Origin of the sequence: Pantoea sp. CTOTU46764, from assembly GCF_031974595.1 — a bacterium.
GTDB lineage: Bacteria > Pseudomonadota > Gammaproteobacteria > Enterobacterales > Enterobacteriaceae > Pantoea > Pantoea trifolii.
This window is the reverse complement of the sequence record NZ_DALYOQ010000027.1, coordinates 1-10,343: the sequence shown is the minus strand read 5'-3', so window position 1 is coordinate 10,343 and position 10,343 is coordinate 1. Positions and strand designations below refer to the sequence as shown.

Below are 10,343 nucleotides of genomic sequence, written 5' to 3'. Positions count from 1 at the left end.
GGCCAACGTCGCGCTGCTGGCACCGTTAGCCGGCCCGCTGGCCGGTGCGGCATGGCTTACCGTTGGCGAGTGGCGCAGCATGTTCTGGCTGTTTGCGATTTGCAGCGTCATTGCATTTGCCCTGCTGTGGCGCGTAATGCCGGAAACGGCAGGCGATCGCAGTCACTCTATCGCCCTGCCAACGCTGGCGCGCGGCTATGCCCGTTTGGCGCGCGATCGTCAGGTGATGTACGGATCCTTTGCGATTGGTTTGGTGTTTATCCCGATCCTGACATGGGTTGCGCTGTCGCCCGTGATTCTGATGCACGATGAAGGGTTGTCGCGCATGCAATATGCGCTGCTGCAGTTGCCGGTATTTCTGGCGATGATTGCCGGCAATATCACGCTCGGAAAACTGGCGGGACGCGTGCCGATTGAGCAGCCAGTGAAATTTGCTGCGTGGCCAATCCTGATTGGTTTAAGCATTTCGCTGCTGGCGAACTTGCTTAATAGTCACACCTATCTGCTGCTGACTGCCGGTTTAAGTCTGTACGCTTTCGGCGCGGGCATGGTGAATGCCGGTCTGTACCGTCTGACGCTTTATTCTAGCAACGAAGGCAAAGGCAGCGTGGCGGCGATGCTCGGCATGATCAGCATTCTGACCTTAGCAGTCGGGATTGAGCTGGCGAAAAGCGGTTACTTCAGCGGCGGCACACCATGGTTTAGCGGAATTAACTTCGTGGCTGGCGTATTGTGGTTTGGGCTGGTGACGCTGTTCCTGCGCGAACGTAAGCGTCGTAGTCATCTGGCAGCAATAGAATGACAAAGGGGCCAAACGGCCCCTTAATTATTTTTTACGTGGATAAAGATCTTTGCGCGCGTAAGGTTCAATATCACCTTCCTTACGCGTTTTTAGCAGCTTCAAAATCCAGGTGTACTGTTCTGGATGTGGGCGCACAAACACCTCTACTTCTTCATTCATGCGGCGCGCCAACGTATTGTCATCGGCATCCAGTAAGTCATCCATAGGCTGACGCACATAGATTTCCAGACGATGGGTTTCGCTGTTATACACCGGGAACAGCGGCACCACCCGTGCACGGCACACTTTCATCAAGCGGCCGACTGCCGGCAAAGTTGCTTTATAAGTGGCAAAGAAATCCACAAACTCGCTGTGCTCCGGGCCGTGATCCTGGTCCGGCAGATAATAGCCGTAATAACCCTGACGCACCGATGCGATAAACGGCTTAATGCCGTCATTACGCGCATGCATGCGGCCGCCAAAACGGCGTCGCACGGTATTCCACAAATAATCCATTAACGGATCACTTTGATTGTGGAACATCGCCGCCATCATCTGGCCTTCAGACGCCAGCAGCATCGCCGGAATATCCACGCCCCAACCATGCGGCACAAGGAAAATAACGTTCTCTTTGTTTGCCTGCAGTTGCTCGATGATGTCCCGGCCGTGCCAGTCAACGCGCTTACGCACATGTTCGGGATTGCGTAATCCGAGTTCAACCATCATCGCCATCGCCTGCGGTGCGGTGGCAAACATACGATCAGCAATCTCTTCGCGCTGCGCTTCGCTCAATTCCGGCAGGCAATAATAGAGATTGATCAACGCACGGCGGCGCGCACTTTTCGCCAGTTTACCGGCGAACTTGCCCAATCCGCCCAGAATCGGATCGCGCACTTTGGCCGGAAGTAATGCCATGCCGGCCAGCGCACCAATCGCCAACCAACTTCCCCAGTATTTAGGCATTAAAAAAGAACGTTGAAAAACGGGAATAAACTCACTGTTATTTTTCTTTCGGGTTTCCATGCACTCGCCTCTGACAATGACCGGTCAATAATAGTGACGATGGTTAATTTTGCAATCTTCATGCGCCAGATAGCAAAAAACCGACGAAGAATCCGTCGGTTTTTTAGTGTTACGCGCAATAATGCGTTATTTCAACGTCAACTGCGGCAACCAGGTTTTGACTTGCGCCATGTAAGTGCTGCGATCTTTACCCGTCAGCCCTTCCATGCGCGGCAGTTTTGCCGTCAATGGATTCACTGCCTGATTATTGATCCATACTTCATAGTGCAGATGCGGGCCGGTTGAACGTCCGGTGTTACCCGAAAGCGCAATACGATCGCCGCGTTTCACTTTTTGTCCTGGTTTCACCAGCGCTTTACTCAAGTGCATATAACGCGTCATGTACTGACGACCGTGACGAATTGCCACGTAATTTCCGGCAGCACCGCCGTTTTTCGCCATCACCACTTCACCATCACCCACGGCTAACACGGGCGTACCAATCGGCAGCGCGAAGTCGACACCTTTATGCGGTGCAATGCGTCCGGTTACTGGGTTAAGGCGACGCGGATTGAAGTTAGAAGAAACACGATACTGCTTAACCGTCGGGAAACGCATAAAGCCACGCGCTAACCCAGACGCGTTGCGATCGTAGAACTTGCCGTCTTCCGCGCGGAAGGCGTAATAATCTTTGCCGCCTGTGCGTAAACGCACGCCCAGAAGTTGGCTTTGAGCACTTTTGCCATCGAGCATTTCACGTGACATCAATACACTGAAATCATCACCGGCCCGCAGTTTGCGGAAGTCCATTTGCCACTGCATCGCTTTAATGACGTTGCTGGTTTCTGCGCTGGTCAAACCCGCACGTTGCGCGCTGGCGGCAAAGCTACCGCGTACTTCACCTTTCAAGACGCTGTTACGCCATTCACCCTTTTGCAGCTCCTGCTGCATCTTAAAGCTGCCGTTGTCGGCGCGCTGATAAGTACGGGTTTCACGACGATCGATTTCCCAGCTGAAGGTTTGCAGTTGACCATCGGCATCCAGCGTCCAGCTCAGTTGCTGGCCGACGCGCATGTTGCGCAAATCTTTATCGCTGCTGACCAGTGCATTGATGTCGCCCATCTCAATACCGTACTGATTTAACGCGCTGCTCAGCGTATCGCCTGAAGAGACGGTGTAATCATGTACGTTGGGATTGTCCGGAACGTCTTTATCGATGTCGTCAGCAGGAATATCGTCGGCTGGCTCTTCCGTCGTCTGGTCAATCGGCTCGCTGGCTTCGGGCAACAGCGTACGCAGTTCGTCTTTATCCAACGCGATGGTTTTCACGATGGGCGCAACATCACGCGGATGGTAAACGTAAGGCCGCCAAACTGCGACGGCCAACGTGACAACGGTTAATGAACCCAGCATAACGCGGTGGGGGCGCGGCAAATTATTAAATGCGAGGGCGACAGAGCGGGCTATCTGCTGCACTTTTACCTATTCCTCATGCTCCATTCAGGCAGCTCGCATACTGGCTCGACAACTGTGAAAGAAATTTCACGTAGCTGTCTTTGGATAAGCTGATGTCCATTCCCAATGGATCTAACGTGCCTTTACGCACGGAAGTTCCACGGGACACGGCATCGATGACGGCCGGTCTGAATTGTGGTTCAGCGAAAACGCAAACGGCTTTCTGCTCAACCAACTGTGTTCGTATTTGATGTAAACGCTGGGCGCCCGGCTGGATCTCAGGATTGACGGTAAAATGACCTAAAGGCGACAAACCGTAATGTTTTTCAAAGTAGCTGTAAGCGTCGTGAAAAACGAAATAACCCTTGTTCCGCACAGGCGCGAGTTGCGCGCCGATGTGTTTGTCTGCATCGGCTAATTCTGCCTTAAATTCCTGCAGATTAGCGTCAAGTTTGGCTTTGCTTTGCGGCATAAGTTCCAATAATTTTCCATGGATTGCAACCGCAGTTTGTAAGGCCATGTCAGGGGACATCCACAGGTGCATATTAAACTGCCCGTGGTGGTGATGCGCATGAGACACGTCCTGGTGTTCGGAGTTTTCTGAGTCATGACCGTGATCGTGACCGTGCTCATATTCATCATCGTCATCGTCGCCGCTAATCAAAAGCGGTTTTATACCCGGCAAAGCGGCAATTTCGAGGTTTTTATTGGCGGGGAATTCGGCCGCGGACTTCGTTAGAAAGGCTTCCATTTCTGGCCCGGTCCATACAACTAAGTCTGCGTTTTTAATACGTTTTACATCGGAAGGACGTAAGGCATAATCATGCTCTGATGCGCCATCAGGCAGCAATACTTCAACCGGCGTAATGCCATCTGCGATAGCCGCTGCGATAAATCCGAGAGGTTTGATTGAAGCGACAACTGCAGAGTGCGCGGGTAACGCGCTTGTAGCGGCAATTGCCGCAGCAGTAAGGGTGAAAATCAGGCGCTTTTTATTGTGTAACATAATACGTCATTCCATCGTGACCAAGTGATGGAATGTGATATTATAACATTCGAAATTCAATGCAACCCGTAAATAACATGCCGCCACTTGTTACCCTTGAAAACATTTCTGTGAAATTCTCCCAGCGTCCAGTGCTTGCAGGCATTAGCCTTACACTTGAGCCGGGAAAAATTCTCACGCTGCTCGGCCCGAATGGTGCCGGCAAATCCACGCTGGTGCGCGCGGTGCTGGGGCTGCTCAAACCCACCAGCGGCAGCGTCAAGCGTGCCACTGATTTGCGTATCGGTTATGTGCCGCAAAAATTGCACATTGACCCGACATTACCGATCACCGTAGAACGCTTTATGCGTTTGTCCCGTGGCACCAAACGCGATGCCATTTTGCCGGCGCTGAAGCGCGTTCAGGCTGGACATCTGCTGCACGCGACGCTGCAAAAACTCTCCGGCGGTGAAACGCAGCGAGTGCTGCTGGCGCGCGCATTGCTTAATGAGCCGCAGTTGCTGGTGCTCGATGAACCAACTCAAGGCGTTGACGTCAACGGCCAGGTTGCGCTTTACGATTTGATCGATCAATTGCGCCGTGAATTAAATTGCGGTGTGCTGATGGTTTCACACGACCTGCATCTGGTGATGGCGAAAACCGACGAAGTGTTGTGTCTCAACCATCACATCTGCTGTTCCGGCACGCCAGAAGCGGTGTCACAACATCCCGAATTTATTGCGATGTTTGGCCCACGCGGCGCGCAGCAGCTGGCGATTTATCGTCATCACCATAATCACCGTCACGATTTACAGGGACGCATTGTTCTGCGCAAAGGAAATGGCCCGTCATGATTGAACTGTTATTACCTGGCTGGCTTGGCGGCGTTTTGCTGGCGCTGGCAGCCGGTCCACTTGGCTCGTTTGTGGTTTGGCGCCGTATGTCCTACTTTGGCGATACGCTTGCGCATGCATCCTTGCTGGGTGTGGCGTTTGGTTTGCTGCTCAACGTGAATCCCTATTATGCGGTGATTTTGGTGACCGTGTGTCTGGCGTTGGGATTAGTATGGCTGGAGCGCCGCCCGCATCTGGCCATCGACACGCTGCTCGGCATTATGGCGCACAGCGCGCTGTCGTTGGGTCTAGTGGTTGTCAGTCTGATGCAAGGCGTGCGTGTTGACCTGATGGCTTATCTGTTTGGCGATCTGCTGGCGGTGACGCCCGATGATTTATGGATGATGGGCGGCGGCGTGGCGATTGTACTGGCGGTGATGGCGTGGCAGTGGAATTCACTGTTGTCGATGACCATCAGCCCGGAGCTGGCGCAGGTCGATGGCGTCAACATTCAGCGCACGCGTTTGATGCTGATGCTGGTGACGGCATTAACCATTGGCGTGGCAATGAAGTTTGTGGGTGCCTTGATCATTACATCGCTGCTGATTATCCCGGCGGCGACGGCACGTCGCTTCTCGCGCTCACCGGAACAGATGGCCGGTTTTGCGGTGATTGCCGGTATTATCGCGGTGACCGGCGGACTCACCTTCTCCGCCACCTATGATACGCCAGCCGGTCCTTCGGTGGTGTTATGCGCCGCAGTGTTGTTCATCATCAGCATGGCAAAAAAACCGGCGGCATAACGCCGGTTACTCTTCGCGACTGATGCTAAAGTGTTTATAAGCATGCTGCGTTGCCATTCGGCCGCGTGGCGTGCGTTGAATGAATCCTTGCTGGATCAGGAAGGGTTCAATCACATCTTCGATAGTTTCCCGCTCTTCGCCGATTGCCGCAGCCAGATTATCTAAGCCAACCGGACCACCCGAGAACTTGTCGATAATCGCCAGCAGCAATTTGCGATCCATGTAATCAAAACCCTGGCTGTCGACGTTAAGCATATCCAGCGCGCTGGCTGACACTTCGCCGCTCAGATTGCCGTTGGCACGCACTTCCGCAAAGTCACGCACGCGGCGCAGCAGGCGGTTTGCGATACGCGGCGTACCGCGCGCACGACGTGCAATCTCTAACGCGCCCTCTTCACTCAACGCCAGGCCAAGACAGGCCGCGCTACGGCCAACGATGTGCTGCAGATCGGGGACGTTGTAGAACTCAAGGCGCTGCACGATGCCGAAGCGGTCACGCAGTGGCGAGGTTAAAGAACCGGCGCGCGTGGTGGCGCCAATCAGGGTAAACGGCGGCAGATCGAGCTTAATAGAACGCGCCGCGGGACCTTCACCGATCATGATATCCAGTTGATAATCTTCCATCGCCGGATACAGCACTTCTTCAACCACCGGCGACAGGCGATGGATCTCATCGATAAACAGCACATCATGCGGCTCAAGATTGGTAAGCATCGCCGCCAGATCGCCGGCTTTTTCCAGCACCGGCCCGGAGGTCGTGCGCAGATTGACGCCCATTTCGTTGGCGACAATATTAGCCAGCGTGGTTTTACCCAATCCCGGCGGGCCGAAAATCAGCAGATGATCGAGTGCATCGCCACGCAGTTTCGCCGCCTGGATGAAAATCTCCATCTGCTCGCGTACCTGCGGCTGACCAACATATTCTGTCAGCAGCTTGGGACGAATGGCACGATCGAGCGTTTCTTCTTCGTTAAAGGAACTGCCCGAGACCAGGCGATCGGCTTCAATCATGCTTTACCTCAAATAGCTGCGCGCAGGGCTTCACGAATCAGGGTTTCGCAATCTGCATCCGGTTTACCGACTTTGCTGATCATCCGGCTGGCTTCCTGCGGTTTATAGCCGAGAGCCACCAGCGCTGAAACCGCTTCGGCTTCAGCATCGTTATTGTCTTGTGCGGCGGAAGGCGTGGTCAACGTAAAGGTTGAATCACCACCAAACAGATCGCCGTGCATGCCGATAAAGCGATCTTTCATCTCCACAATCAAACGCTCGGCGGTTTTTTTACCCACGCCCGGCAGTTTGATCAGAGAGGCAATCTCTTGTCGCTCAACGGCAGTCACAAATTGCTGCGCTGACATTCCCGACAAAATCGCCAGCGCCAGTTTAGGCCCAACGCCATTCACCTTGACCAGCTCGCGGAACAGCGTGCGTTCCTGCTTGTTGTTAAAACCGAACAGCAGCTGCGCATCTTCACGCACTACGAACTGAGTGAAGATGATCGCTTCCTGATTGATCTCCGGCAGCTCGTAAAAGCAGGTCATTGGCATGTGCACTTCATAACCGACACCATGCGCCTCAATCAACACCAGCGGCGGCTGTTTTTCCAGAATGTTGCCTCGTAAACGACCAATCACCTGAGCAGTTCCTTAATCTGTAAGTAAGCCTGAGTTTATAGCATAAAAAAGGCTGGATGAATATCCAGCCTTGGCGTTTGCTAACCCGATCGCATGCGCCCGCGCGTCATCACCAATTTGGTGTCACTCATACGCACCGCATTTTGGCTCATATGGCAATGCGTGATGGCGATGGCCAGCGCATCGGCGGCATCCGCTTGCGGATTGGCTGGCAGTTTCAGCAAGGTTCGCACCATATGCTGTACCTGACTTTTCTCTGCGCCGCCGGTGCCGGTGACGGTTTGCTTCACCTGACGCGCCGCATATTCAAACACCGGCAAATCATGATTCACCGCCGCGACAATCGCTGCACCGCGCGCCTGGCCCAGCTTGAGCGCTGAGTCCGCATTCTTCGCCATAAACACCTGCTCGATGGCGAAATAGTCGGGTGAGAACTGCGTGATGATTTCGCTAACGCCTGCGTAGATCAGTTTGAGGCGCGTCGGCAAATCGGTGACGCTGGTGCGGATACAGCCGCTGCCCAGATAGGTAAGCTGGCGGCCGGTTTGGCGGATAACACCGTAACCGGTGACGCGCGAGCCGGGATCGATCCCGAGAATTATCGCCACAGCGCGTCTCCGGTGAGTGGGGTTTTAAGCAACGCCATTACAGCGTTTCTGCGATCTCATCAGAGATTTCACCATTATGGTAAACTTCCTGCACGTCGTCACAGTCTTCCAGCATGTCGATCAGGCGCAGCAGTTTCGGCGCGGTTTCGGCATCCATTTCGGCTTTGGTTGAAGGGATCATTGAGACTTCAGCCGAGTCCGCTTTCAGACCGCCCGCTTCCAGCGCATCACGCACTGCACCCATCTCTTCCCACGCGGTGAAGACATCAATCGCGCCGTCGTCATAGGCCACAACGTCTTCTGCACCGGCTTCCAGCGCCGCTTCCATCACTGCATCTTCGTCCTGACCTGGCGCGAAGGAGATAACACCCTTCTTACTGAACAGGTAAGCAACAGAACCGTCAGTACCGAGGTTGCCACCGGTTTTGGTGAAGGCATGACGCACTTCGCCCACGGTACGGTTACGGTTATCGCTCAGGCACTCAATCATCACCGCTGAGCCGCCCGGACCGTAACCTTCATAAATGATGGTTTCCATGTTGGAATCATCTTCACCGCCCACGCCGCGTGCGATAGCACGGTTCATGGTGTCGCGCGTCATGTTGTTAGACAGCGCTTTGTCCATCGCTGCGCGCAGACGTGGGTTAGAACCCGCATCGCCACCTCCCAGCTTCGCGGCGGTGACCAGCTCGCGAATGATTTTGGTGAAGATTTTACCGCGCTTAGCGTCCTGAGCAGCCTTGCGGTGCTTGGTGTTCGCCCATTTACTGTGTCCAGCCATCTTACATTCTCTCCGATCTTTTACTGGGTGCAGGCTATCTTACTTGCGATCTTGTCCCCCGGCAGTGCTCGCAATCCTCACGTACATAAGTACGCTCCGGTTGCTGTGCGCTGGCGGTGAACAACCTCGCGGCGCCGATTACGCCTGACTGTTCGATATTGTTCGGTGCGTTGGTATCAAACACACCAGATTCATAAAACTTAATGCATTCGCCACGGGAAAAACGCGCGGCGGCGAGCATTCAGATAAATTCTTCAATTGCCTGGCGGTTACTCCAGGACTTGGTGAGGGCTGCGGCAGCGGCGGGTTCGAGCCAGCGCGCGGCGAGATGCTCGGTGAGCAGCAGCTCGCGCTCTGCGGGTATGGCCAATCTGAACCAGTGTTCGCGATTGTGCGTGGTGCCCGGTGCGTAACGATGGCGATAGTGCGGGAAGATCTCAAACTCGATTTGCTTGTGGCAATCGTCCAGCACTAACTTTTCGTGCGCAATATCGATGGCGAGTTCTTCTAACACTTCGCGCTGAGCCGCCTGGCGCGGGGTTTCGCCCGCTTCCAGGCTGCCAGTGACCGATTGCCAGAAGCTGTCGTCATCACGTCGCTGCAGCATTAACACCCGGCCGGTATCGCGGGCAAAAATCACCACCAGCACCGAAACCGGATGTTTAAAGCCCATTACTTGTTCTCTGTCTTTTCTTTCTTCGGCGCCACCAGAATGCCGAGGTCCAGCAGCGCAGCTGGATTGGCTTCGCTTGGGGCTTCGGTCATCATGCACGCTGCGGCGGTGGTTTTCGGGAACGCGATCACATCACGGATGTTATCGGTGCCGGTCAACAGCATGGTCAGACGATCCAGACCGAACGCCAGGCCCGCGTGCGGCGGCGTACCGTATTTCAGTGCGTCGAGCAGGAAGCCAAACTTCTCACGCTGCTCTTCTTCGGTGATACCGAGAATACTGAATACCGTCTGCTGCATTTTTCCGCTGTGGATACGTACGGAACCGCCGCCCACTTCGTAGCCGTTAATCACCATATCGTAGGCATTGGCCACCGCTTGTACCGGATCGGTTGCCAGCTCTTCTGCGCTCAGGTCTTTCGGCGACGTGAACGGATGGTGCATCGCTGCCAGGCCGCCCTCTTCATCTTCCTCAAACATGGGGAAGTCGATTACCCACAATGGCGCCCAGGCTTTGTCATCAGTGATCTGCAGATCGCGGCCCACCTTCAGACGCAGCGCGCCCAGCGCATCTGCTACCACTTTAGCGCGGTCCGCGCCGAAGAAGATCAGATCGCCATCTTGTGCGCCCGTGCGGTTGAGAATGTCTTCAACGATTTCTGCGCTGAGGAACTTGGCAACCGGGCTTTGAACGCCTTCAAAGCCTTTGGCGCGTTCGTTGATCTTCATCCACGCCAGACCCTTGGCGCCGTAGATTTTGACAAATTCGCCGTACTCATCGATTTGCTT

General features: G+C 54.5%; 12 protein-coding genes. 3 read left to right on the top strand and 9 right to left on the bottom strand.

The features are described from left to right. Positions 1 to 802: MFS transporter (locus RTM06_RS11320; protein ID WP_312182242.1), on the top strand; the 802-nt coding region annotated here is incomplete at its 5' end. Positions 803 to 826: 24 nt separating this feature from the next. Here RTM06_RS11320 and lpxM read toward each other — a convergent pair. From lpxM to znuA, 3 genes are all read right to left on the bottom strand, one after another. After that, a complete protein-coding gene (lpxM, locus tag RTM06_RS11315; protein ID WP_312182240.1) occupies positions 827 to 1,804 on the bottom strand; it encodes a lauroyl-Kdo(2)-lipid IV(A) myristoyltransferase in 978 nt (325 codons plus the stop codon). Between the two features lie 126 nt (positions 1,805 to 1,930). Beyond that, on the bottom strand, positions 1,931 to 3,259 hold the full coding sequence (mepM, locus tag RTM06_RS11310) for a murein DD-endopeptidase MepM (protein WP_265297855.1): 1,329 nt from the start codon (positions 3,257 to 3,259) through the stop codon (positions 1,931 to 1,933). Between the two features lie 13 nt (positions 3,260 to 3,272). Next, on the bottom strand, positions 3,273 to 4,244 hold the full coding sequence (gene znuA / locus RTM06_RS11305; RefSeq protein WP_312182237.1) for a zinc ABC transporter substrate-binding protein ZnuA: 972 nt from the start codon (positions 4,242 to 4,244) through the stop codon (positions 3,273 to 3,275). A 77-nt stretch (positions 4,245 to 4,321) separates the two neighbouring features. Between znuA and znuC the strand changes: the two genes are divergently transcribed. Then, the gene (gene znuC / locus RTM06_RS11300; RefSeq protein WP_036650204.1) at positions 4,322 to 5,077 is read left to right on the top strand and encodes a zinc ABC transporter ATP-binding protein ZnuC; all 756 of its coding nucleotides are present in this window, start codon (positions 4,322 to 4,324) and stop codon (positions 5,075 to 5,077) included. Continuing rightward, entirely contained in the window at positions 5,074 to 5,859 is a 786-nt protein-coding gene (gene znuB, locus RTM06_RS11295; RefSeq protein WP_061718584.1) for a zinc ABC transporter permease subunit ZnuB, read from the top strand. Before znuC ends, znuB begins: the two co-directional genes overlap by 4 nt. Before the next feature lie 6 nt (positions 5,860 to 5,865). Here the strand turns inward: znuB and ruvB are convergent, their stop codons facing one another. The 6 genes from ruvB to RTM06_RS11265 form a co-directional block, all read right to left on the bottom strand. Continuing rightward, entirely contained in the window at positions 5,866 to 6,870 is a 1,005-nt protein-coding gene (gene ruvB / locus RTM06_RS11290) for a Holliday junction branch migration DNA helicase RuvB (protein ID WP_256696624.1), read from the bottom strand. Positions 6,871 to 6,878: 8 nt separating this feature from the next. Continuing rightward, positions 6,879 to 7,493, bottom strand: coding sequence for a Holliday junction branch migration protein RuvA (gene ruvA, locus RTM06_RS11285; protein ID WP_007889559.1), 615 nt, complete (start codon positions 7,491 to 7,493; stop codon positions 6,879 to 6,881). Positions 7,494 to 7,573: 80 nt separating this feature from the next. Then, entirely contained in the window at positions 7,574 to 8,101 is a 528-nt protein-coding gene (gene ruvC, locus RTM06_RS11280) for a crossover junction endodeoxyribonuclease RuvC (protein ID WP_256696625.1), read from the bottom strand. Positions 8,102 to 8,138: 37 nt separating this feature from the next. Continuing rightward, positions 8,139 to 8,882, bottom strand: a complete 744-nt coding sequence (locus tag RTM06_RS11275) for a YebC/PmpR family DNA-binding transcriptional regulator (protein ID WP_008110488.1) — start codon at positions 8,880 to 8,882, stop codon at positions 8,139 to 8,141. 241 nt (positions 8,883 to 9,123) lie between these two features. Next, entirely contained in the window at positions 9,124 to 9,555 is a 432-nt protein-coding gene (gene nudB / locus RTM06_RS11270; RefSeq protein ID WP_176971744.1) for a dihydroneopterin triphosphate diphosphatase, read from the bottom strand. After that, positions 9,555 to 10,343, bottom strand: a 789-nt coding sequence (locus tag RTM06_RS11265) for an amino acid--tRNA ligase-related protein (RefSeq protein WP_312182226.1), incomplete at its 5' end; no start/stop codon positions are given. The genes nudB and RTM06_RS11265, both read right to left, overlap by 1 nt.